Source organism: Streptomyces sp. CBMA291, from assembly GCF_014596525.1.
GTDB lineage: Bacteria > Actinomycetota > Actinomycetes > Streptomycetales > Streptomycetaceae > Streptomyces.
On the sequence record NZ_MSJP01000111.1, the window covers coordinates 117,327 to 140,611 of the forward strand.

At 74.1% G+C, this 23,285-nt stretch carries 17 protein-coding genes; 15 read left to right on the forward strand and 2 right to left on the reverse strand.

Features of this window, described 5'->3' with window-relative positions:
- Positions 1-199 precede the first annotated feature (199 nt).
- Positions 200-1,048, reverse strand: a complete 849-nt coding sequence (locus BU197_RS28005) for an HAD family hydrolase (RefSeq protein WP_188271107.1) — start codon at positions 1,046-1,048, stop codon at positions 200-202.
- Between the two features lie 631 nt (positions 1,049-1,679).
- Here BU197_RS28005 and ssd point away from each other — a divergent pair.
- The 7 genes from ssd (at position 1,680) to BU197_RS28040 (ending at position 6,947) form a co-directional block, all read left to right on the forward strand.
- Positions 1,680-2,723, forward strand: coding sequence for a septum site-determining protein Ssd (ssd, locus tag BU197_RS28010; RefSeq protein WP_411158544.1), 1,044 nt, complete (start codon positions 1,680-1,682; stop codon positions 2,721-2,723).
- Positions 2,720-3,889, forward strand: a complete 1,170-nt coding sequence (locus BU197_RS28015; protein WP_188271109.1) for a TadA family conjugal transfer-associated ATPase — start codon at positions 2,720-2,722, stop codon at positions 3,887-3,889. Before ssd ends, BU197_RS28015 begins: the two co-directional genes overlap by 4 nt.
- A 44-nt stretch (positions 3,890-3,933) precedes the next feature.
- Positions 3,934-4,926, forward strand: a complete 993-nt coding sequence (locus BU197_RS28020) for a type II secretion system F family protein (protein WP_223183910.1) — start codon at positions 3,934-3,936, stop codon at positions 4,924-4,926.
- Positions 4,923-5,687, forward strand: coding sequence for a type II secretion system F family protein (locus tag BU197_RS28025; RefSeq protein WP_411158545.1), 765 nt, complete (start codon positions 4,923-4,925; stop codon positions 5,685-5,687). The genes BU197_RS28020 and BU197_RS28025 overlap by 4 nt, the downstream gene beginning before the upstream one ends.
- Positions 5,688-5,891: 204 nt before the next feature.
- On the forward strand, positions 5,892-6,113 hold the full coding sequence (locus tag BU197_RS28030; protein ID WP_411158547.1) for a DUF4244 domain-containing protein: 222 nt from the start codon (positions 5,892-5,894) through the stop codon (positions 6,111-6,113).
- A complete protein-coding gene (locus BU197_RS28035) occupies positions 6,100-6,528 on the forward strand; it encodes a TadE family type IV pilus minor pilin (protein WP_223183904.1) in 429 nt (142 codons plus the stop codon). Before BU197_RS28030 ends, BU197_RS28035 begins: the two co-directional genes overlap by 14 nt.
- A gap of 77 nt (positions 6,529-6,605) precedes the next feature.
- Positions 6,606-6,947: an Rv3654c family TadE-like protein gene (locus tag BU197_RS28040; RefSeq protein WP_411158546.1), complete on the forward strand. Its 342-nt coding sequence runs from the start codon at positions 6,606-6,608 to the stop codon at positions 6,945-6,947.
- Here BU197_RS28040 and BU197_RS28045 read toward each other — a convergent pair.
- Complete coding sequence (locus tag BU197_RS28045; protein WP_188271111.1) at positions 6,883-9,366, reverse strand: DEAD/DEAH box helicase; 2,484 nt, start codon at positions 9,364-9,366, stop codon at positions 6,883-6,885. The two genes, BU197_RS28040 and BU197_RS28045, sit on opposite strands and share 65 nt — an antisense overlap.
- An 80-nt stretch (positions 9,367-9,446) precedes the next feature.
- Between BU197_RS28045 and BU197_RS28050 the strand changes: the two genes are divergently transcribed.
- The 8 genes from BU197_RS28050 to tmk form a co-directional block, all read left to right on the forward strand.
- Positions 9,447-9,800: an STAS domain-containing protein gene (locus BU197_RS28050; protein ID WP_015034520.1), complete on the forward strand. Its 354-nt coding sequence runs from the start codon at positions 9,447-9,449 to the stop codon at positions 9,798-9,800.
- A gap of 15 nt (positions 9,801-9,815) precedes the next feature.
- Positions 9,816-10,280, forward strand: coding sequence for an ATP-binding protein (locus BU197_RS28055; protein WP_188271112.1), 465 nt, complete (start codon positions 9,816-9,818; stop codon positions 10,278-10,280).
- A 441-nt stretch (positions 10,281-10,721) separates the two neighbouring features.
- Positions 10,722-13,031, forward strand: coding sequence for a sodium-translocating pyrophosphatase (locus BU197_RS28060; RefSeq protein WP_188271113.1), 2,310 nt, complete (start codon positions 10,722-10,724; stop codon positions 13,029-13,031).
- 161 nt (positions 13,032-13,192) lie between these two features.
- The gene (locus BU197_RS28065; protein WP_188271114.1) at positions 13,193-13,909 is read left to right on the forward strand and encodes a small secreted protein; all 717 of its coding nucleotides are present in this window, start codon (positions 13,193-13,195) and stop codon (positions 13,907-13,909) included.
- A 314-nt stretch (positions 13,910-14,223) separates the two neighbouring features.
- Positions 14,224-15,765, forward strand: coding sequence for a methyltransferase (locus BU197_RS28070; RefSeq protein ID WP_188271115.1), 1,542 nt, complete (start codon positions 14,224-14,226; stop codon positions 15,763-15,765).
- A gap of 820 nt (positions 15,766-16,585) precedes the next feature.
- Complete coding sequence (locus tag BU197_RS28075; RefSeq protein WP_188271116.1) at positions 16,586-16,783, forward strand: hypothetical protein; 198 nt, start codon at positions 16,586-16,588, stop codon at positions 16,781-16,783.
- A gap of 238 nt (positions 16,784-17,021) precedes the next feature.
- Entirely contained in the window at positions 17,022-19,940 is a 2,919-nt protein-coding gene (topA, locus tag BU197_RS28080; protein WP_188271117.1) for a type I DNA topoisomerase, read from the forward strand.
- A gap of 671 nt (positions 19,941-20,611) precedes the next feature.
- Positions 20,612-23,285 (forward strand): dTMP kinase (tmk, locus tag BU197_RS28085; RefSeq protein ID WP_188271118.1); only part of this gene is annotated, 2,674 nt, incomplete at its 3' end.

The window sequence follows — 23,285 nt, forward strand, 5'->3', positions numbered from 1 at the left end:
TGCGGCTGGCCCGTAATCGACGGGTCGACGTCGCGTGGGTGCTCGGTTTCTGTGCTAGGTCCGTGGGGCCTTCATGCTCAACAGGTGATCCTCTCGGATGTCCTTGGTCTCGCGGGCCTGATTCCTTTCTACTCCTGTCCGTGAGGAAGCGAAAGTGGTGACCCCGCTTCCGCGCTCTCCCTCTCGCATTCGGACAAAGTCAGCCCCGGGCGGACACGAGCGCCGCCTGCCGCCTGCGGGTGGCGTACCAGACCAGTCCGGCACCCACGGCCGCCGCGCCCACCGCCGCCGCGGCGACCAGCGCGGGCCGCGGCGGCATCCGGAATTCGGGCAGCCGCTGCTTGAGCCGGACCGGCTTCTCGAAGGCGAGAACCGGCCATTCGCGCGCCACGGCCTCACGGCGCAGCGCCCGGTCGGGATTGACCGCGTACGGATGGCCGACGGCCTCCAGCATGGGGACGTCGGTCGCCGAGTCGCTGTACGCGTAGCAGCGCCCGAGGTCGTAGCCTTCCGACTCCGCGAGCTCCCGGACGGCCTCGGCCTTCGTCGGGCCGTAGGCGTAGTACTCCACCTCGCCCGTGAAGCAGCCGTCCTCGCCGACCACCATCCGGGTGGCGACGACCCGGTCGGCTCCGAGCATCTCGCCGATCGGCTCGACGACCTCGGCGCCGGAGGTCGAGACGATCACGACGTCACGGCCGGCGGCGTGGTGTTCCTCGATGAGGGAAGCCGCTTCGTCGTAGATGATCGGGTCGATCAGATCGTGAAGGGTCTCGGCGACGAGCTCCTTCACCTGGGCGACGTTCCAGCCTTTGCAGAGCGCGGAAAGATATTCACGCATCCGCTCCATCTGGTCGTGATCGGCTCCGCCCGCCAGGAAGACGAACTGGATGTACGCCGTCCGCAGGGCGGCGCGGCGGCTGATCAGTCCGCCCCGGTAGAAGGACTTGCTGAAGGTCAGCGTCGAAGACTTCGCAATGACCGTCTTGTCCAGGTCGAAGAAGGCGGCTGCGCGCGGCAAGGAGTGGTTTTCCACAAGCCCGAGCATAGGTGCCCGCCATTCGGCGTACGCTGGGGCGCGTGGGTTTGCCTGAGAAGGCTCTCGGGTACACCATGGAAGTCACGGATCGTTCGCGACCGTGCTAACCCGGTCCGGCTCCTCCCCCCCCGAGCCGGCCGGAGAGACGACCCCCGCTCTCCCCCCCGGCGGGGGTCGTCGCATGTCCGGAGCCGTTTTCGCGCTGGACGACATCGCCCGCTCCCTTCCTTCCGGCCATCGGCCACCCTCCGCCCGCCGCACAGCCGGGCTCTTGATCCATCACCCACAGTAACCGTGGGGCTGCGTTCCGGACAGCCTCCGGACGGGTGGCGAAGTTATTCACAGGGCCTGGGATATCCACAGTTTTTCGGCAAGATCCCCAGGATTTCCCGCAGGGCCCCACGGTGATTCCTGTCGCGAAGTTCGCGAACGACAGGAATCACGAGAGGGGCGGACCATGACGGCATCCGTCAGGGCTTCCGGTTCCGGGAGCACGGCCGGGAGCAGGCCACGGAGCGGGGTCGGGGGCGCGGCCCGGGGCTGGAACGGGACCAGGCCATGGGGCGGGGTCGGGAGCAGGCCGCGGGACGGGGACGGGGTCGGGGAGCCCGGCGCGGGGGAGCCGCGCCGCACCGGGCCGTTGATCGTCACCGAGGACCTCGGGCTGCTCGACGACCTTCTGCGGCTGTGCGCCGCCGCCGGGGTGGAGCCGGAGGTGGATCACCGGGTGCCCGAGCGGCGGTCGAGCTGGACCGATCCGCCGCTGGTCCTGGTCGGCGACGATGTGGCGGGCCACTGCCGGGGAGCGGCCCGCCGCCCCGGGCTCGTCCTCGTCGGACGCGACCGGGACGATCCGGGGATCTGGCGGCTGGCCGTCGGCATCGGCGCGGAGTGCGTGCTGCGGCTGCCCGACGCCGAAGCCGTCCTCGTCGACCGCCTCGCGGACGCCGCCGAGGGAGTGGGGCGCCAGGCGCTGACCGTGGGCGTCGTCGGCGGTCGGGGCGGCGCCGGTGCCTCCACCCTGGCCTGCGGCCTCGCATTGGCCGCCGCGCGAACCGGTCGCCGCACCCTCCTCGTCGACGGCGACCCGCTGGGCGGCGGGCTCGACGTCCTGCTCGGCGGCGAGCGCGAGGACGGCAGGCGCTGGCCCGACTTCGCCGGATCGAAGGGCCGGCTGGCCGGTGGCGCACTGGAGGAGTCCCTGCCGTCCGTGCGGGGTGTCCGGGTGCTCAGCTGGGGCAGGGAGCCCGCCGCCCCGGTGCCGCCCGAGGCCGTGCGGTCGGTGCTGGCCGCCGCCCGGCGCCGAGGCGGGGTCGTCGTGGTCGACCTGCCGCGCGGCACCGACACGGCGGGCGCCGAAGCCCTCGCGCAGCTGGACCTCGGACTGCTCGTCGTCCCCGGCGAGTTGAGGGCGGTCGCGGCGGCCCACCAGGTGGCCGCCGCCCTCTCCGTCGGCGTGCGCGACCTGCGGGCCGTGGTCCGCGGACCCTACGCGGCGGGCCTCGACGAGCGGTGGATCGCCGACGCGCTGCGGCTGCCGCTGGCCGGTGAACTCCCCTACGACCCCGGGATCGTGGCCGATCAGGACGCGGGACTTCCCCCGGGCGCCGAACCCCGCGGCGCGCTCGGCCGGTTCTGCGACGCCTTCTGGACGCGCGCCCTCGCCACCGGGGCGGCGGCATGACCGGGGCCGTGGTCGCGGGCGGCACGGGGCTGCTCGACGCCGTACGGCAGCGGCTCGCCGCCAGTGGGGCCGAACCGACACCGGCGCGGGTCGCCGCCGCCCTCCGTGCCCAAGGGCGGCTCCTCGGCGACACGGAAGTGCTCGGCGCCGCCGAGGAGCTGAGGTGCGAACTCATCGGAACCGGCCCGCTGGAATCCCTCCTCGCCGACCCCGCCGTCACCGACGTCCTCGTCTCCGCGCCCGACCGGGTCTGGGTGGACCGGGGCACGGGCCTTGAGCGGGCCCCGGTGTCCTTCCCCGACGCCGCCGCCGTCCGGCGTCTCGCCCAGCGGCTCGCGGCCGTCGCCGGACGCAGGCTCGACGACGCCCGGCCCTGGGTGGACGCCCGGCTGCCCGACGGGACCCGAATGCACGCGGTGCTGCCCCCGGTGGCGGTCGGCTCGACCTGTCTCTCCCTCCGGGTGGTCCGCCCGCGCGCCTTCACCCTGGAGGAGCTGACGGCGGCGGGCACGGTGCCTCCCGGCGGTGCCCCGATCCTGCGGGCCCTCATCGAAGCCCGGGTGTCGTACCTGGTCAGCGGCGGTACGGGCACCGGCAAGACCACACTCCTCGCCTCGCTGCTCGGCTTGGTGGGGGAGCGGGAGCGCATCGTCCTCGCCGAGGACTCGGCGGAACTGCGGCCGGACCACCCGCATGTGGTGCGACTTGAAGCCCGTCCCGCGAACCAGGAGGGCGCCGGACTCGTCACCCTGCGGGACCTGGTCAGGCAGGCCCTGCGGATGCGGCCCGACCGGCTGGTGGTCGGCGAGGTCCGAGGCCCCGAGGCGGTGGATCTGCTCGCCGCGCTCAACACGGGCCACGAAGGCGGCTCGGGCACGGTCCATGCCAACACGGCGGCGGACGTACCGGCACGGCTCGAAGCCCTGGGGACGGCCGCCGGGCTCGACCGGGCCGCGCTGCACAGCCAGTTGGGCGCGGGCCTCTCCGTCGTCCTACAGGTGACACGGGACCCGGACGGGCGGCGACGGATCGCCGAGGCGCACGTCCTGGAGCGCGACCGGGCCGGCCTCGTCCGGACGGTTCCCGCACTGCGGTGGGGCGCGGACGGATTCGAGCGGGAGCGCGGCTGGGAGCGGCTGCGGGCGCTGATCGGAGGGGGAGCGTGACGACGGCGGATCCGGAGCCCGTACGGGCCCTGGCCCAGGTGGCGATGGCGCTCTGCGCCGGTTCGGCGCTCTGGCGGATGGCCGGGCGGCGGCGCGGCGCGCACCGGGCGCGAGCGGTCCTCGCGGGCACCGGCCCGAGCCCGTTCGACGGACCGGAGGCACCTGGCGGACCGAACGCACACGAGGGCCCGGACGGCCCTGATGGACAGGGTGGGAGCGGGGCCCGGGAGCGGCCCGGACTCGCGGGCGGGCGGGCGGTGTTCCATCCCGGCGACGGTTGGCGGATGCTCGGCCCCGCCCTCGGGCTCGGCGACGGTTGGCGGAGGTTCGGCGCTCGCTGGTGGGCCGTGGCGCGGGAGCGGCGGGCCTGGCTGTGCCTGCCGGTCGCGGGGGTCCTCGCGGTCCTCGGGGCCTCGCCGCTGCCCCTGGTCGCGGGCGCGCTCGCGGTGCCGCTTCTCGGGCGGCGGCTGCGGGCGGCCGAGCGCCGCAAGGAACGTGAGGCGCGGGCCGCGCGGGTGGTCGCCTTGTGCGGGGCGCTCGTGGGGGAGTTGAGGGCCGGATGGCAGCCCGCGCAGGCGCTGTCCTTCGCCGCCAGGGAGACCGGGGCCCTGGGCGCAGAGGAGGCGGCGGTGCTCGCCGCGGCCCGGTTCGGCGGAGACGTGCCGGAGGCCCTGCGCGCGGCCGCGGCCCGGGAGGGTGCCGAGGGGCTCGGGGGTCTCGCGGCCTGCTGGCAGGTGGCCGTGGACGGCGGAGCGGGTCTGGCCGCCGGGCTCGAACGGCTCGAAGCGGTCCTTCGGGACCACCACGAACAGCGGGAGCGCCTGCGCGCCGAACTGGCCGGTGCCTGGGCCACGGTGGTGGTGCTCGCCCTGCTCCCGGTCGCGGGGATCGGCCTCGGCGCGGCGCTCGGCGCGGACCCGTTGAGGGTGCTGCTGCGGACCCCGGCGGGCCTGGGCTGTCTCGCCGTCGGCGGAGCCCTGGAGGCGGCCGGACTGTGGTGGGCCGCGCGGATCGTCCGGGGAGGGGAATGCGCATGAGCGAGGTCGTACGGCTGGGGGCGCTGCTCGCGGTGGTGTCGATCGGATGCGCGCGAGGTGTGCGCGAGGCGGTGGCCGGACGGCGGTCGCGGGGGACACGGCGCAGGTTGCGCGGCCTGTTCCCGGAGGTGCGGCCCGCCGGCCCGAAGGCCGGGAACGGGCTGCCGGAGTGGGTGTGGCACGGAGGCGCGGCCTTCGGGACGGCCGTACTCGGCTGGGTGCTGTTCGGAGTGCTCGGCGGTCTGGCGGCCGGTGCCCTGGCGGGGGTGGGGGCCCGGCGGTGGTTCACGGGCCGGGGGACCGGTCGGGCGGAGGGGGAGGCCATGGTGCGTGATCTTCCGCTCGCCGCCGATCTGCTGGCCGCGTGTGCCTCGGCGGGCGCGGGGCCGGGCGAGGCGGCGGAGGCGGTGGGCCGGTCCCTTGGCGGCCCGCTGGGCGAACGGCTGAGCCGTACGGCGGCGGAGCTGAGGCTCGGCGGCGAACCGGCCGAGGTGTGGGGGAGGTTCGGGGAGATACCGGGCGCCGAGGGGCTGGCCCGCTGCATGGAACGGGCGGGTTCGTCGGGAGCGCCTGCGGCGGAGGCCGTGGCCCGGCACGCGATCGCGCTCCGCTCGGCCGGGACCCGGGCGGCTGCGGCCAGGGCCCGCAAGGCACAGGTGCTGATCAGCGCACCCGTGGGGCTCTGCTTCCTGCCCGCCTTCCTGGCGGTGGGGGTGGCCCCGGTGGTGATCGGCCTCGCCATGGGCCTCCTGAAGGGATGAGCCGGGTCGGATCGGTCGAGGACCGGACGACCCGGATGAACGACATGACAGAAAACGGACGATTCCGAGGAATGAAGGAGAACGGACATGACGGTCTACGCGGGTGACACGGGTGACACGGGTGACACGGGTGTGGCGGGGAACGCGGATGTACCGGGGAACGCGGGAGAGGAGGCCCGGCCGGGGACGGCGGCCCGTGGAGCGGTGCGCGCGAAGGGACGGGCCGGCTGGTGGCGGGCGCGGTGGAAGGCCGTGCGCGGGGACGGCGGGGACGGCGCGGACGCGGGGATGACCACGTCCGAGTACGCGGTGGGGACGATCGCGGCGGCGGCGTTCGCCGCGGTGCTCTACAAGATCGTGACGAGCGGGACGGTCTCGGGGGCACTGGAATCGGTGATCGGGAAGGCCCTCGATGCGCCGTTCTGACCGGGGTTTCGTGACGGTGGAGGCGGCGCTGGTGCTGCCCGTGCTCGCGCTGTTCACGGTGGCCCTGCTCTGGGCGCTGGCGGCGGCAGCCGCGCAGATCCGCTGTGTGGACGCGGCGCGGGCGGGTGCCAGGTCGGCGGCCCGTTCCGAACCGGTGGCCACGGCCGAGGCTGCCGCGCGGGCCGCCGCGCCCGAAGGCGCCCGGGTCGCGGTGACACGATCGGGTGAGTTGTGGCGGGTGACGGTGGAGGCGGCGGCCCCGGGCCCCCGGGGCATGGGCCTCACCTTGAGGGCGGAGGCGGCGGCACTCGCGGAGGACACGGACGCGGCGGCGCTCTCCGGAGGCGGGGGCGCGGCGGCGCTCTCCGAGGACGGGGGCATGGCGGCGTTTTCCGGGGAAGGGGGCTCGCTGTGAGGGCGGGGTCCCGGCGCGGGTCCCGGCGGTTTCTGCCCGGTCTTCGGCGGTGTGGTGGTGATCGGGGCGCGGCGACCGTGTGGGTGGCGTTCGCGGCCTGTGCGCTGTGTGTGGTGTTCGGGGCGGTGCTGGCGCTCGGCCAGGCCGTGACGGCGCGGCACCGGGCTGGTGGGGCGGCGGACCTGGCCGCCCTCGCCGCCGCCGACCGGGCGCTGTGGGGCGAGGCCGAGGCATGCGCGGCCGCCGCCCGGGTGACGGCCGCGCAGGGCGTCGAGCTGGTGCGCTGCGGGCTGCGGGACGGCGGGATCGCGGAGGTCGCCGCCCGGACCGTCCTCGGCCGCTACCACCCGGAGGTCAGTTCCCGGGCGGGTCCGCAGGAGGCGCTTGCGGATCCGGTGCTTCCCGGAGGAGTTCCGTGAGGAGGCGGACCGCGCCTCGTTTGTGGAGGGGGTCGTTGCCGTTGCCGCACTTGGGGGACTGGATGCAGGAGGGGCAGCCCGCCTCGCACTCGCAGGAGGCGATGGCCTCTCGGGTGGCGGTCAGCCAGGCGCGGGCGGTGTGGAAGGCGCGTTCGGCGAAGCCCGCGCCGCCCGGGTGCCCGTCGTACACGAAGACGGTGGGCAGCAGGGTGTCCGGGTGGAGCGGTATGGAGACCCCGCCGATGTCCCAGCGGTCGCAGGTGGCGAAGAGCGGCAGCATGCCGATGGAGGCGTGCTCGGCGGCGTGCAAGGCGCCGCCGAGGATCTCCGGGTTGATCCGGGCGGCGTCGAGCTGGTCCTCGGTGACCGTCCACCACACGGCCCTGGTCCGCAGGGTGCGGGGCGGCAGGTCGAGCTTGGTCTCGCCGAGGACCTCGCCCGTGATCAGGCGGCGGCGCAGGAAGGAGACGACCTGGTTGGTGACCTCGACGGAGCCGTAGCAGAGGCGGCCGGTGCCCCAGGGGATCTCGGTCTCGGTCTCCAGGACGGCGATGGAGGTGGTGTCGCGGGCGGTGGTGGAGTACGGCGGGGCGGCCTCCTCGACGAGGGCCACGGAGTCCGCGAGGTCGAGCTCCCGCACCAGGTAGGTGCGGCCCTGGTGGAGGTGGACGGCGCCCTCGTGGACGGCGGTGTGGGCGGCGGCCTCGTCGACGGTGCCGAGGAGCCTGCCGGTGCCCGACTCGACGATCCGGACGGGGGTGCCGCCACCGCCCCGGATGTCGGTGAGGTCGGCGGCCCGTTCGCGGCGGGTCCAGTACCAGCCGGTGGAGCGGCGGCGCAGCAGCCCCGCGCCCTCCAGCTGGGGCAGCAGCCCGGGGACGGCCGGGCCGAAGAGCGCCAGATCCGGTTCCGTCAGCGGCAGCTCGGCGGCGGCGGCGCAGAGATGGGGGGCGAGGACGTAGGGGTTGTCGGGGTCCAGGACGGTCGACTCGACGGGCTGGTCGAAGATCGCCTCCGGGTGGTGGACCAGGAAGGTGTCCAGCGGGTCGTCGCGGGCGACCAGGACGGCGAGGGCGCCCTCGCCCGAGCGGCCGGCCCGGCCCGCCTGCTGCCACAGGGAGGCCCGGGTGCCGGGATAGCCGGCGATGAGGACGGCGTCCAGGCCCGAGACGTCCACGCCCAGCTCCAGGGCGGTGGTGGCGGCGAGGCCGAGCAGCTCGCCGGAGTGCAGGGCCCGCTCCAGGGCCCGGCGCTCCTCGGGCAGATAGCCGCCCCGGTAGGCGGCGACCCGGCGGGCCAGTGAGCGGTCGGTCTCGGCGAGCCGTTCCTGGGCGATCACCGAGATCAGTTCGGCGCCGCGCCGGGAGCGTACGAAGGCGACCGAGCGGACGCCCTGGCGGGTCAGGGAGGTCAGGAGGTCGGCGGTCTCGGCGGTGGCGGTGCGGCGGACGGGCGCGCCGCGCTCGCCGTGCAGCTCGGTGAGCGGCGGCTCCCACAGGGCGAAGACCAGTTCGCCGCGCGGGGAGGCGTCGTCGGAGACCTCGACGACCGGGAGGCCGGTGAGGCGACGGGCGGCGACGGCGGGTTCGGCGGAGGTGGCGGAGGCGAGGAGGAAGACCGGCTCGGAGCCGTACCGGGCGCAGATCCGGCGCAGTCGCCGCAGCACCTGGGCGACGTGCGAGCCGAAGACGCCCCGGTAGGTGTGGCACTCGTCGATCACGACGTACCGCAGGGAGCGGAGGAAGGAGGACCACCTGGGGTGGGAGGGGAGGATGCCCCGGTGCAGCATGTCGGGGTTGGTCAGCACGTAGTTCGCGTACTGGCGGACCCACTCGCGTTCCTCGACGGGGGTGTCCCCGTCGTAGACGGCGGGGCGGACGCGGGTGCCGAGCGGGGCGGCCAGTTCCCGTACGGCACGGCGCTGGTCGGCGGCGAGGGCCTTGGTGGGGGAGAGGTACAGGGCGGTGGCGCCGCGCCCGTTGGGGGCCTCCGCGCCGTCCAGGAGGGTGCTGAGGACGGGGGCGAGGTAGGCGAGGGACTTGCCGGAGGCGGTTCCGGTGGCGATCACCACGGACGAGCCGTCGAGGGCGTGCCCGGCTGCCTCCGCCTGGTGGGCCCAGGGATGCTCGATCCCGGCCCCCTCGATCGCCGCGATCACCTCCGGCCGGATGAGGTGCGGCCAGACGGCATGACGGCCCTCCCGGGCGGGCATGTGCTCCGTATGGGTGATGCGCGCGGCGCGGCTCTCGCCCGAGGAGAGCCGGTCGAGGACCTCGCCGGGGGAGGGGCGGCTGCCCGTCTCCCCGGCCGGACGACGGGGGCGGTGATTCTTGGCCATCGGCACCGAGTGTGTCACCGCCATGACGGACAATGCTCCCAAGGCGTCGTGCATGGCTGCTGGTAAGTGATTGAATGCCATCGCGGCTGGCGATCGGTTCCCCGACTCCGCCCGGGAGATCCGAGGGGACGATCGTTCCATAGCAAGGTGCTGGAGGATCCGTGGACCTGTCCCTGTCGACTCGCAATGTGTCCGGCGCTGGTGGTGACCGTACGGTCGTCGAGGTCGGTGGCGAGATTGATGTGTATACCGCGCCCAAGCTGCGCGAGCAGTTGGTCGAGTTGGTGAACGACGGCAGTTACCACCTGGTCGTCGACATGGAGGGCGTGGACTTCCTCGACTCCACCGGACTCGGTGTGCTCGTCGGCGGCCTGAAGCGCGTGCGTGCCCACGAGGGCTCGCTGCGCCTGGTCTGCAACCAGGAGCGCATTCTCAAGATTTTCCGGATCACGGGTCTCACCAAGGTGTTCCCGATCCACACCTCGGTCGACGAGGCCGTCAACGCCGTCGACTGAGCCCAGGGGGTTCGCATGGCCACCGTTGAACTCCGCTTCAGTGCTCAGCCCGAGCACGTCCGTACGGCCCGCCTGGTGGCGGCGGCGGTCGCGCGTCGGGCCGGGGTGGACGAGGCGGTCCTCGACGAGGTGCGTCTCGCCGTCGGCGAGGCGTGTTCGCGCGCCGTCGGGCTGCACCGCGGCAATGGCGTCACGTCCCCCATCCGCGTCGCGCTGACCGAGGAGGAGAAGACGTTCTCCATCGAGGTCGGCGACGAGGTGCCGGGCGCGGGGGTGGCGGCGGCCGATGCCGCCGGTGTCCCCGGCGCGCGGGGGACGGCCCCGGCTCCGGCCGAGGACTTCGACGACGCCGACGGCGAGGACGAGATGGGCCTCGCGGTGATCCGCGGGCTTGTCGACGACGTCGAGGTGAGTGCCGGTGAGGACGGCGGCACCATCCGGATGACCTGGCCGGTCAGCTCGGCGGACATCCCGTCCTGACCGCTTGGACCACGCGTATGTGGTGAGAGACGGGGCCCTGCGATGCGGGGCCCCGTCTCGTTGCCGGGACCGGGACCAGGGCTGGGACCGGGGCTAGGACTGGGACCAGGATCGATCCCGGCGTCGAGGTACGCGCTGGTTGCGCCCGTCGGCCGTCGTCTCCCCACCAGGGCACCTCAGCAACCCACCAGGCACCCCAGCGGCCCTCCCGTCCTCCCCCCCCCCAGCAGCCGCCCCGTCAACCCAGCTGCTCCCGTCACCCTCGTCACTCCGGAGGCCAGGGCAGCCGCCCCCGTCACCCCGGCTGCCAAGGCCGACATCGCCGTCACTCCACCCGTCAAAGCCGACGTCCCCGTCACCCCAGCCGCCAGGAAAGACGCCCCCGCCCACGAATTGGTGTATCCCGTTCCGTCCCGTTTCGTCTCCCTATGATCCGTCCCCATGGATCCCACATCTCTCGCCGCGGCGGTGCTCACGAGCGGGAATCGGACGATCGTGGCCGTGGTCGGTGTCGTCGCCCTCCTCGCGCTCGTGGTCGCGCGGCTTCTCGTCCGGCAGGTGCTCGCGGCGGGGGAGGGGACCGAGCGGATGCGGGAGATCGCCGCCGCCGTGCAGGAGGGCGCCAACGCCTATCTCGCGCGGCAGCTGCGGACCGTCGCGCTCTTCGCGGGTGTGGTGTTCTTCCTGCTCCTCGCGCTGCCCGCCGACAACTGGTCGCAGCGGGCAGGGCGTTCCCTGTTCTTCCTGGTGGGGGCGTTGTTCTCGGCGCTCACCGGCTATCTCGGGATGCGGCTCGCCGTACGGGCTAACGTTCGGGTCGCGGCGGCGGCGCGGGAGGCGACACCGGGGCCCGACGAGCCGCGACGGGAGCCGGGCGAGGTCGCGCGCCGGGCCATGCGGATCGCGTTCCGCACCGGCGGTGTCGTCGGCATGTGCACCGTGGGCCTCGGGCTGCTCGGCGTCGTCTGCGTCGTCCTCGTCTACGCCGCCGACGCGCCCAAGGTCCTGGAGGGCTTCGGTCTCGGCGCCGCGCTGATCGCCATGTTCATGCGGGTGGGCGGCGGCATCTTCACCAAGGCGGCGGACGTCGGCGCCGACCTGGTGGGCAAGGTCGAACAGGGCATCCCCGAGGACGACCCGCGCAACGCGGCCACCATCGCCGACAACGTGGGCGACAACGTCGGCGACTGCGCGGGCATGGCGGCCGACCTCTTCGAGTCGTACGCCGTGACCCTGGTCGCCGCGCTCATCCTGGGCAAGGCGGCCTTCGGCGACCACGGTCTGACCTTCCCGCTCATGGTCCCGGCGATCGGCGTGGTCACCGCCGTCATCGGCGTCCTGGCCGTCTCGCCGCGCCGCTCCGACCGGGGCGGCATGAGCGCGATCAACCGGGGCTTCCTCGTCTCGGCGGCGATCTCGCTGGCCGGGGTCGCCGTCGCCGCCTTCGCCTATCTGCCGGACTCGTACGCCGGGCTCCGGGGCGTCACCGAACCGGGCATCCCCGGCCACGGCGGCGACCCCCGGGTCCTCGCCCTCGTCGCGGTCGCCCTCGGCATCGTCCTCGCCGCGCTGATCCAGCAGCTCACCGGCTACTTCACGGAGACCACCCGGCGCCCGGTCCGGGACATCGGCAGGTCCTCGCTCACCGGTCCGGCCACCGTCGTCCTCGCGGGCGTGGCGCTCGGCATGGAGGCGGCCGTCTACACGGCGATCCTCATCGGGCTCACCGTCTACGGCGCGTTCCTGCTCGGCGGCACCTCGATCATGCTGGCGCTGTTCGCGGTCGCGCTCGCCGGTACGGGGCTGCTGACCACCGTCGGCGTGATCGTCGCCATGGACACCTTCGGCCCGGTCGCCGACAACGCGCAGGGCATCGCGGAGATGTCGGGGGACGTGCGGGGCGAGGGCGCGCGGGTCCTCACCGAACTCGACGCCGTCGGCAACACGACGAAGGCCGTCACCAAGGGCATCGCCATCGCGACCGCCGTCCTCGCGGCCTCGGCGCTCTTCGGCGCCTACCGGGACGCCATCGCGACCTCGGTCGCCGACGTCGGCGCCAGGGCCGAGGAGGCGACCCTGTCGATGGACATCTCGCAGCCGAACAACCTCTTCGGTCTGATCCTGGGCGCCTCGGTCGTCTTCCTCTTCTCGGGGCTCGCGATCAACGCCGTGTCCCGGTCGGCGGGTTCGGTGGTGTACGAGGTACGGCGGCAGTTCCGCGAGCACCCCGGGATCATGGGCGGCACCGAACGGCCCGAGTACGGAAGGGTCGTCGACATCTGCACCAAGGACGCGCTGCGCGAACTCGTCACGCCCGGCCTGCTCGCGGTGACCGCCCCGGTCGCGGTCGGCTTCGCGCTGGGGGTCGGCGCGCTCGGCGCGTACCTCGCCGGGGCGATCGGGACGGGTGCGCTGATGGCGGTCTTCCTCGCGGACTCCGGCGGCGCCTGGGACAACGCGAAGAAGCTGGTCGAGGAGGGGAATTACGGCGGCAAGGGCGGCGCCGCGCACGAGGCGACCGTCATCGGGGACACGGTCGGCGACCCCTTCAAGGACACGGCGGGCCCCGCCATCAACCCGCTCCTGAAAGTGATGAACCTGGTCGCCCTGCTCATCGCCCCGGCGGTGGTGCGCTTCGGCTACGGGAAGCACGCCGACCCCGGTCTGCGGGCGGTGGTCGCGGTGGTCGCCGTCCTCCTCGTGGCGGGCGCCGTCCGCGCCTCCAAGCGACGTGCGCCGAGTCCCTCCTGACGTGGGGTCCGTCTCATTTCCGCGCGTCGGTGTGGCGCGTAAGGCAGCTCCCCCTTGGTGCGAAAGGCTGCAATCCGGTACGAACCACTCGTACGAAAGGTGGAAGTAGCCCGTTCGGCGTGTATGTTCCGGGGCCGAGAGCCTTGGAAGGGACCGATCCGGTGAACAAGAAGCTTGCGGCCGCATTGTCCGGCGGCGCGGTACTGGTGCTCGCGCTGTCGGGTTGCAGCGACGAGGGCGACAAGATGGGTGACTGGGCCAGGGCGTTCTGCGACCAGGCCAAGCCCCAGATCCAGAAGCGGGCCAACGCCCACCAGATCATCATCTCGACGGCGGCGGACAGCAAGCCCGCCGAGATCCAGGCCGCCGACTCGAAGGCGTTCCAGGACATCGCGGACGCCGACCGGGCGCTCGCCAAGGCCGTGGAGAGCGCCGGTGCGCCGCCGGTCGAGAACGGCGAGAAGGTGAAGACGGACGCCGTCAAGGAACTCAACGCGACGGCGGCGGCCTACGAGGGGCTGAAGAAGCAGGTCGACGCGTTGGACCCGACGAACCAGCAGAAGTTCGCCGACGGTCTCCAGGGTGTCGCCGACGGCCTCACCAAGATCGAGAAGATGGACCAGGCCGCCCTGTCCAAGCTGGAGGAGGGCGAACTCGGCCAGGCGATGGCGAAGCAGCCCGGCTGCCAGAAGCCCACCGCCTCGGTCCCGCCGAAGACCGCGGACACGGCCTCCCCGCAGCCCGGCGCCGCCGCGGGCGACGCGGCCAAGCCGTCGGAGCAGCCCGCTGACAAGCCGTCGGAGAAGCCGGCCGAGAAGGCGACGGAGAAGCCGTCCGAGAAGCCGGCGGAGAAGTCGGCCGAGGCCAAGACCGAGTAACCGGGCCCGGGGCGGCCCGGCTCGCGCCCGGGGATTCGCCGGGGGCCGTCGCCTCGCCTGGGTCTGCCGGGCGCGCCCTTCCCCGGGGCCGTCGGGCGGGCCCGGGTTCCCCAGCCGCCGGTTCGCCGGGCGTCCCCCGGATCCGCCCGGATCCGCCCGGCTCCCCGAGTGGGTCCGGGGCGGGTTCCGGCCTGCCCACCGGGTTCGGCTGTTCCGCCCGGTTCGGCCACCCCGCCCGGTTCGGCCACCCCACCCGCATGCCATCCGTCCCGCCCGTCGGGTCGCCCGCCCGGTTGTCGGTGGTGGCCGTCACAATGGGGTGCGTGAGTACGACCAGCCTGACCCCCAGCCTCCCGGTGCCCGCGCACGCCGCCCCGCTGCGCGCGGCCCTGCTCGCCGCCGACTTCACCGCCGACGGACTGCTCGACCTGCTCGGCGCCCCGGCCTACGCGGCGCTCGCCCGCAGCGAGACCGTGCCCGCCCTGCGTGCCACCCGGGGCGACTCCCCGCTGGAGACCCTCGTCCGGCTGTTCCTGCTCCAGTGTTCCGTGGACCGGGAGCGGGCCGCCGCCGCGCTGCCGCTCGACGAGGCCCTCGCCGACGGCTGGCTGGTGCGCGCGGACGACGGCACCCTGTCCGCCACGGTCGACGTCCGGCCGTACGGCGGACCGGACGGCGAGGACTGGTTCATCGTCTCCGACCTGGGCTGCGCCGTCGGCGGCGCCGGAGGCATCGGGCAGAAGGACGAAGGGGTCGTCCTCGGCGTCGGCGGCGCCTCCACCACCCTCGCCGGGATCACGGTCCGTACGCCGGTCGCCGCCGCGCTGGACCTGGGCACCGGCTCCGGCATCCAGGCGCTGCACGCGGCGCAGCACGCGACCAGGGTCACCGCCACCGACCTCAACCCGCGCGCCCTGGACTTCACCCGCCTCACCCTCGCCCTCTCCGGCGCCCAGGAGGCCGAGCTGCGGACCGGTTCGCTGTTCGAGCCGGTCGACGGCACCACGTACGACCTGATCGTCTCCAACCCGCCGTTCGTGATCTCCCCCGGCGCCCGGCTCACCTACCGGGACGGCGGGATGGGCGGCGACGACCTGTGCCGGACGCTCGTGCAGGAGGCGGGCGAGCGGCTCAACGACGGCGGGTACGCCCAGTTCCTCGCCAACTGGCAGCACGTCGAGGGCGAGGAGTGGCAGGACCGGCTGCGATCCTGGGTGCCCGCGGGCTGCGACGCCTGGATCGTGCAGCGCGAGGTCCAGGACATCACCCAGTACGCGGAGCTGTGGCTGCGTGACAGCGGAGACCACCGGGGCGACCCGGAGGAGTACCGGCGGGCGTACGAGGGCTGGCTCGACGAGTTCGAGGCGCGGGAGACGCGCGCGGTCGGCTTCGGCTGGATCACCCTGCGCCGCAGCGCGGCCGTGGCCTCCGGCGCGGTCGAGCCGTCGATCGTCGTCGAGGAGTGGCCGCACCCCGTGGAGCAGCCCCTCGGCCCCACCGTCCGCGCCCACTTCGAGCGCCAGGACTATCTGCGCACCCATGACGACGCGGCTCTCCTCGCCGACCGGTTCACGCTCGCGCCCGAGGTCGTGCAGGAGCAGGTCGGACTGCCGGGCGCCGAGGACCCGGAGCATGTCGTGCTCCGGCAGAACCGGGGCATGCGCCGCGCCACCCGGGTGGACCACGTCGGCGCGGGCTTCGCCGGAGTCTGCGACGGCACCCTCAGCGCGGGCCGCATCCTCGACGCGATCGGACAACTGATGGGCGAGGACCCGGTCCTGCTCCGGGACCGCACCCCGCAGGCGATCCGCCTCCTCGTGGAGGAAGGCTTCCTGCTCCCGGTCGGCGATGCCTGACCGACCGGCCCGACGAGCCCCGGCCCGACGAGCCCTGGCCTGACCCGGTCCGACCCCGACCCGGCCGACGAGACCGACCCTGACCCGGCCGATGAGACCTGGCCCGACAAGCCCTGGCCTGACCCGGCCCGACCCCGACCCGCCCGACGAGGCCCCCCGACTCAGCCGGTGAGGCCCACCCCGACCCGGCAAGCGAAGCCCACCCCGACCCGGCAAGCGAAGCCCACCCCGACCCGCCCGACGAGGCCCCCCGACTCAGCCGGTGAGGCCCACCCCGACCCGGCAAGCGAAGCCCACCCCGACCCGGCAAGCGAAGCCCGCCCCACTCCACCCCACCCCACTCCACCCCACCCCGCCCCCGTCGGCGAGGCCGGAACCGGCCCTGTCGTCGGGCGGGCGCACCTGTCCCGCAGGCCGCCCGGGGTGTTCCGTTTCCGTGCCGTCGCGCGATGTGCCGGAGGCGCCGGAAGCCCGTCTGCCGGAGCGGGCCCGGCGGGCGGGCGACGCTCGCCGGGCGGCGGAACCCCGCTGGTCGGGCCCCCGGCCCGAAGCCGCGGGAAGGCCCGCGCGGACGGTGGAGGAGGCTCGGGGCCCGGCCCCTTCCCACCCCGTGGGAAGCCCCCTCCCGCACCTTCCGCCTCCGGGCCCCCGGACCCGCCCGCACCGGACGGAGCGGGCGACTACCGGCCATCCTCGTGAAACCGTACGAGCCGCTCCGCGCCGTTCACCCGGAATTCGCGCCCACGACGTCCGGAGGTGCCAGCCTCGGGGCGGGGGACGACACCCCACGGGAACGGCACGGAACGAACGGGGTACGGGCATGGAGAGCGGGCCGGCGATCTTCGCGGGGGCTGCGTTCACGCTGTTCGGCGGGGCGCTGCTGCTGTGGACCACCGTGCGCACGCTGCACCGCGAGCCCGTCGCGTACGGCATCGCCCCGCGCGCCGCCTTCGCGCTGTCCGGGCTCTGCGGCATCGTCTTCCTCCTCCTCGGCGTCTGGTGCTTCGGCCGCCTCTGAATCCCTCCCCGGCGCCCCGCGTACGACGGGCCCGCCCCACCCGACCGGGAGTCCGGGCGGCAGGAATGCCAGGACTCGGGTTACCGTTCGAGTGGCCGTTGCGGGCTTTCGCCGTTTGACACGGGGGCGGGTTGTACCGTCACACTCCGCAGCGACGGGAGCGTCACCGTCCGTGCCGCTGCCGTACGTGCCAGCGCCGTACGTGCCAGAGAGTGTCGATCCGGAGAGAAGAGCGAAGTTGTCCCCGACCAGCGAGACCGCACACGGCGGCCGCCGACTCGTCATCGTCGAGTCGCCTGCCAAGGCGAAGACGATCAAGGGCTACCTCGGCCCCGGCTACGTGGTCGAGGCGAGCGTCGGGCACATCCGCGACCTCCCCAGCGGCGCCGCCGAGGTGCCCGAGAAGTACACCGGCGAGGTGCGCCGCCTCGGAGTCGACGTCGAGCATGACTTCCAGCCCATCTATGTCGTCAACGCCGACAAGAAGGCACAGGTCAGGAAGCTCAAGGAGCTGCTCGCCGAGTCCGACGAACTCTTTCTCGCCACCGATGAGGACCGCGAGGGCGAGGCCATCGCGTGGCACCTCCAGGAGGTCCTGAAGCCCCGGGTCCCGGTCCACCGGATGGTCTTCCACGAGATCACCAAGGACGCGATCCGCGAAGCCGTCGCCAACCCGCGCGAGCTGAACCAGCGCATGGTCGACGCCCAGGAGACCCGCCGCATCCTCGACCGCCTCTACGGCTACGAGGTCTCGCCGGTCCTGTGGAAGAAGGTCATGCCCCGGCTCTCCGCTGGCCGCGTGCAGTCCGTCGCCACCCGGCTCGTCGTCGAGCGGGAGCGGGAGCGCATCGCCTTCCGCTCCGCCCAGTACTGGGACCTCACCGGCACCTTCGGCACCGGCCGCACCGGAGACGCCTCCGACCCGGCGTCCCTGGTGGCCCGTCTCGCCACGGTGGACGGCCGGCGTGTCGCGCAGGGCCGTGACTTCGGCCCCGACGGGCGTCTGAAGAGCGAGAACGTCCTCCACCTCGACGAGGCGAACGCGCGCGCCCTGGCCGCCGCCCTCGCCGACACCGCGTTCTCGGTGCGCTCGGTCGAGTCGAAGCCGTACCGCCGCTCGCCGTACGCCCCCTTCCGGACCACCACCCTCCAGCAGGAGGCGAGCCGCAAGCTGGGCTTCGGTGCGAAGGCGACCATGCAGGTGGCGCAGAAGCTGTACGAGAACGGCTTCATCACCTACATGCGTACGGACTCCACGACCCTCTCCGACACCGCCGTCTCGGCGGCTCGTGCGCAGGTCACGCAGTTGTACGGCGCCGACTACCTGCCCGAGAAGGCACGCGTCTACGCGGGCAAGGTGAAGAACGCGCAGGAGGCGCACGAGGCGATCCGGCCTTCGGGTGATCGTTTCCGCACCCCGGCCGAGACCGGTCTGACCGGCGACCAGTTCCGGCTGTACGAACTGATCTGGAAGCGGACCGTCGCCTCCCAGATGAAGGACGCGACCGGAAACTCGGTCACCGTGAAGATCGGCGGCCGGTCCTCCGACGGCCGGGACGCCGAGTTCAGCGCCTCCGGCAAGACGATCACCTTCCACGGCTTCATGAAGGCGTACGTCGAGGGTGCCGACGACCCGAACGCGGAGCTGGACGACCGCGAGCGGCGGCTGCCGCAGGTCGCCGAGGGCGACGCGCTGACCGCCGACGAGATCACCGTCGACGGCCACGCGACCAAGCCCCCGGCCCGCTACACCGAGGCCTCGCTGGTCAAGGAGCTGGAAGAGCGCGAGATCGGCCGCCCGTCGACGTACGCGTCGATCATCGGCACGATCCTCGACCGCGGCTACGTCTTCAAGAAGGGCACGGCGCTCGTCCCGTCCTTCCTGAGCTTCGCCGTCGTCAACCTGCTGGAGAAGCACTTCGGCCGGCTCGTCGACTACGACTTCACCGCCAAGATGGAGGACGACCTCGACCGCATCGCCCGCGGCGAGGCCCAGGCCGTGCCGTGGCTGCGGCGCTTCTACTTCGGCGAGGGCGACGGCCAGGGCACGGGCACGACCGGCGGCACCGGCACCGGCACCGGCACCGGCACCGGCGGCGCGGCCGACGCGGGCAACGGCGACGGCGACCACCTCGGCGGCCTCAAGGAACTCGTCACCGACCTCGGCGCGATCGACGCCCGCGAGATCTCCTCCTTCCCCGTCGGCAACGACATCGTGCTGCGCGTCGGCCGCTACGGCCCGTACGTCGAGCGCGGCGAGAAGGAGCAGGAGGGGCACCAGCGGGCCGACGTCCCCGACGACCTCGCCCCCGACGAGCTGACCGTCGAACTGGCCGAGGAGCTGCTGGCCAAGCCCAGCGGCGACTTCGAGCTGGGCACCGACCCGGTCAGCGGCCACGAGATCGTCGCCAAGGACGGCCGCTACGGCCCGTACGTGACGGAGATCCTGCCCGAGGGCACCCCGAAGACCGGCAAGAACGCGGTCAAGCCGCGCACGGCCTCGCTCTTCAAGTCGATGAGCCTCGACACCGTCACCCTGGACGACGCCCTCCGGCTGATGTCCCTGCCCCGGGTCGTCGGCGCCGACGCCGAGGGCGTCGAGATCACCGCGCAGAACGGCCGCTACGGCCCGTACCTGAAGAAGGGCACGGACTCGCGGTCGCTCACCGAGGAGGAGCAGCTCTTCACGATCACCCTCGAAGAGGCGCTCGCGATCTACGCCCAGCCGAAGCAGCGGGGCCGGGCCGCGGCCAAGCCGCCGCTGAAGGAACTGGGCACCGACCCGGTCAGCGAGAAGCCCGTGGTCGTCAAGGACGGCCGCTTCGGCCCGTACGTGACGGACGGCGAGACCAACGCCACCCTGCGGACCGCCGACAGTGTGGAGACGATCACGCCGGAACGCGGTTACGAGCTGCTCGCCGAGAAGCGCGCCAAGGGACCGGCGAAGAAGACCGCCAAGAAGGCCCCCGCGAAGAAGACGACGGCCACGAAGACGGCGGCGAAGAAGACGGCCACGAAGACGGCGGCGAAGAAGACCACGACCGCCGCCGCGAAGAAGACCGCGGCCAAGAAGACGACGACGGCCACGAAGACGGCTGCCGCCAAGAAGACGGCGGCGAAGAAGACGACGTCGGCGTCGGCGGCCAAGCCGGAGTAGGCGACCGGTGAGGGTGGCCACGCCGGAGTAGACGGGCGCGGCAGGGGCCGGGGGCGTGGGGGCTTGGGCCTCCGGGCTCCGGGTCTGCCGGGTCTGCCGGGTCTCGGGTCTGCCGGGTCTCGGGGTCTGCTGGGCACCGGGGTCTGCCGGGCCCCGCGCCTTCTGGCCCCCGAGCCCCCAGGCCTTGCCGGGCCCCAGGCCCCTGCGGGCGCCAGACCATCGGGGCCTCCGTGCATTCCAGGCCCCGGGCCCCTGCGGGCCACCAGGCCACCAGGACTTCCACGCATTCCAGGTCCCTGGCCCTCCCTGGGGCCTTTACCAGCCAGGGGCTTTCCTGGCTGGCGGTCCCTCCCGGACGGGGTCCTCCCGCCCGCAGGGCACTCCCGGACCGCAGGACCACCAGGCCCCACCGGGCTCACCGGCTCACCGGCTCACCGGCTCACCGGAGCCCGCTGGCCCACCGGGCTCACCGGCCCACCGGGCCCACCAGCCCCACCCGGCTCTCCCCCCCCCACAAACCCGCAACGTAAGCACCCCGCGACGCTCGGGAACCGTAGGCGTCGGGTGTCGGGCCGGGTGGTGCTCCGGCCCCGCCGCCAGCCCGTTACAGACCCGTCCTGATGTTCGATCGGGGGCCGCAGAGGGCGAGGCTGTCCGGATAGGGTGGACGGATGACGCGAGCAGAGCAGCCAGTCCGCCTCGGCGATTCCGACGCCGCACTCGTGGCGGATTCCCGGGAGCGCGCCGTACGGGCCCTCTTGCGCCATCAGCCGCTGCGACGGCTGTGGAGCGCCCACGCGGCCGGCAGCGTCGCCGACGCCCTCGCCCTCCTCGTCCTCGTCCTCCTCGGACTCCAGGCGGCGATCGCCGAGGACGCGCTCGGGGGCGGCTACCGGGGCGCCGCGTTCGCCGTCGCCGCCGTCGTCGGCGCGCGCCTGCTGGCCACGCTCCTCTTCGGCGCCGTGCTCCTCGGCCCGCTGACCACGCTCACCGGCGCCAAGGGCGTCCTCGACCGGCGCTGGACGATGCTCGGCGCCGACGGCGTCCGCGTCGCCCTCCTCGTCGTCGCCCCGCTGTGGCTCGACTGGACCCCCGGCGACGCCCTCTGGTACCTCCTCGGCACCGTCTTCGTCACCGGAGCGGCCGAACGGCTCTGGACGATCAGCCGCGAGGGCGCCGCGCCCGCCCTCGTGCCCGCCCCGCCGCTGGAAGGCGCGGCGGTACGCCCGCTCCCCGACCACCTCGGCGCCCTGCGTACCCTCACCCAGCGCACCGGCTTCCTCGCCGTGCCCGCCGCCGCCGCCGTCCTGCTCGTCGCCACTCTCGTGGCCGAGCTGCTCGGCCTCGGCGTCGACTGGTTCTCGCTCCACCAGGCGGCCCTCGCCTCGTACGTCTCCGCCGGTCTCTTCGCCGCCTCCGCCAGCGTCCTGTACCTGATGGCGCTGCCCGGCGGCGGCAAGTACCGGCCGCGCTCCCCGCTGGAGGGCCTGCGCCGCCCGGCGGGCGAGCCCGGCCGCACCGGGTCGCTCAAGGCCCTCGTCCTGACCTGCGCCACCGTCGCCGGGGCCCTCGCGGGAGCCGCTGTCGTCGGCGTGCTCCACGCCCACGACCTGGGCGGCGGGCCCGTCACCTACGCCCTCCTGGTCCTGGCGCTCGCCGGGGCCAGCGCCGTCGGCATCCGCACCGCGAGCCGTGTCCTGCCCGTCCTCTCCCGGCGCAGGCTGCTCGCCCTCGTCACCGCCGTCACCGGCGTCGCCCTGATCGCGATGGGCCTGGTCCCCGACACGGCGACCGTGCTCCTCCTCGCCGTCCTCGCCGGATACGCGGCCGGAGTCGCCGCCAACACCGGCCACACCCTGATCGACCAGGAGACCGAGGAGCCCCGCAGGGCCCGCACCACCGACCACCTCCAGGCCACCGCCCGCGTCGGCATGGCGCTCGGCGCGCTCGTCGCCCCGCTGCTCGCCGCCGCGATCGGCCCGCACCAGCTGGTCTCCGGCGACGCCGTCCTCGCCCACGGCGGCGCCGCCTTCACGCTCGCCCTGATCGGCGCCCTGCTGCTGCCCGTCGCCGCGCTGGTCCTCGCCAAGACCGACGACCGGGCGGGCGTCCCGCTCCGCCGCGATCTGCTCGACGCGCTGCGCGGCTCCGACCCGGCGCAGGCCCCGTCCCGTACCGGCTTCTTCATCGCCCTGGAAGGCGGCGACGGCGCCGGGAAGTCCACCCAGGTCCAGGCGCTCGCCGAGTGGATCCGCGCCAAGGGCCACGAGGTCGTCGTCACCCGCGAGCCCGGCGCCACCCCCATCGGCAAGCGGCTCCGCTCGATCCTGCTCGACGTGTCCTCCGCCGGGCTCTCCAACCGCGCCGAGGCCCTGCTGTACGCGGCCGACCGCGCCGAGCACGTCGACTCCCTGGTCCGGCCGGCCCTGGAGCGGGGCGCGGTCGTCCTCTCCGACCGGTACATCGACTCGTCCGTGGCCTACCAGGGCGCGGGGCGTGACCTGTCCCCGACCGAGATCGCCCGTATCTCCCGCTGGGCGACCGACGGGCTCGTCCCGCATCTGACCGTCGTCCTCGACGTCTCCCCCGAGACCGCGCGGGAGCGCTTCACCGAGGCGCCCGACCGGCTGGAGTCCGAGCCGCCCGAGTTCCACGCGCGCGTACGGGCGGGATTCCTCGCCCTCGCCGCCGCCGACCCCAGCCGCTACCTCGTCGTCGACGCGGGGCAGGAGCCCGAGGCCGTCACCACCGTCATCCGCCACCGGCTCGACCGGGTGCTGCCGCTCTCCGAGGCCGAGGTGAAGGCCGTCGAGACCGCCCGCCGCAAGGCCGAGGCGGACGAGCGCAAGCGGCGCGAGGAAGAAGCCGTGCGCAAGGCGGAGGAGGAGCGTCTGGAGCGCGAGCGGCAGGAGCAGCTCGCCCGGCTCCGCGCCGAGGAGGAGGAGCGCAAGCGGCGCGAGGAGGAAGAGGCGCGCCGCCTGGAGGCCGAACGGCAGGCGGAGGAGGCCCGGCGCAAGGCCGAGGAGGCCCGGATCGCCGCCGAGCAGGCCGCCGAGGAGGAGCGCCGTCGCCTCGCCGCCGAGGAGAAGGCCCGCGCGGAGGAGCAGGAACGGCTCCGCAAGCTGGCCGCCGAGGAGGCGCTCCGGCGGGCCGAGGAGGAGAAGCGCCGCCTGGAGAAGCAGCGCAAGGCCGAGGAGGCCCTGCTGCGCGCCGAGGAGGCCCGCCGGATGGCCGAGGCCGCCGCAGCGGCGAAGGCGGCCGAGGAAGCCGCCGCGAAGGCGGCGGCGGAGAAGCTCGCCGCCCAGGCTGCCGCCAAGGCCGCTGCCGAGCGCGCGGCGGCCGAAC

Excerpts from the sequence above, each read along its gene's own strand:
- BU197_RS28020 (WP_223183910.1), top strand. The coding sequence starts at position 3,934 with ATGGCGCTCTGCGCCGGTTCGGCGCTCTGGCGGATGGCCGGGCGGCGG.
- BU197_RS28055 (WP_188271112.1), top strand. The coding sequence starts at position 9,816 with ATGGCCACCGTTGAACTCCGCTTCAGTGCTCAGCCCGAGCACGTCCGT.
- BU197_RS28045 (WP_188271111.1), bottom strand. The coding sequence starts at position 9,366 with ATGGCATTCAATCACTTACCAGCAGCCATGCACGACGCCTTGGGAGCA.
- BU197_RS28025 (WP_411158545.1), top strand. The coding sequence starts at position 4,923 with ATGAGCGAGGTCGTACGGCTGGGGGCGCTGCTCGCGGTGGTGTCGATC.
- BU197_RS28005 (WP_188271107.1), bottom strand. The coding sequence starts at position 1,048 with ATGCTCGGGCTTGTGGAAAACCACTCCTTGCCGCGCGCAGCCGCCTTC.
- BU197_RS28070 (WP_188271115.1), top strand. The coding sequence starts at position 14,224 with ATGGGGTGCGTGAGTACGACCAGCCTGACCCCCAGCCTCCCGGTGCCC.
- BU197_RS28015 (WP_188271109.1), top strand. The coding sequence starts at position 2,720 with ATGACCGGGGCCGTGGTCGCGGGCGGCACGGGGCTGCTCGACGCCGTA.
- BU197_RS28035 (WP_223183904.1), top strand. The coding sequence starts at position 6,100 with ATGCGCCGTTCTGACCGGGGTTTCGTGACGGTGGAGGCGGCGCTGGTG.
- BU197_RS28060 (WP_188271113.1), top strand. The coding sequence starts at position 10,722 with ATGGATCCCACATCTCTCGCCGCGGCGGTGCTCACGAGCGGGAATCGG.
- BU197_RS28075 (WP_188271116.1), top strand. The coding sequence starts at position 16,586 with ATGGAGAGCGGGCCGGCGATCTTCGCGGGGGCTGCGTTCACGCTGTTC.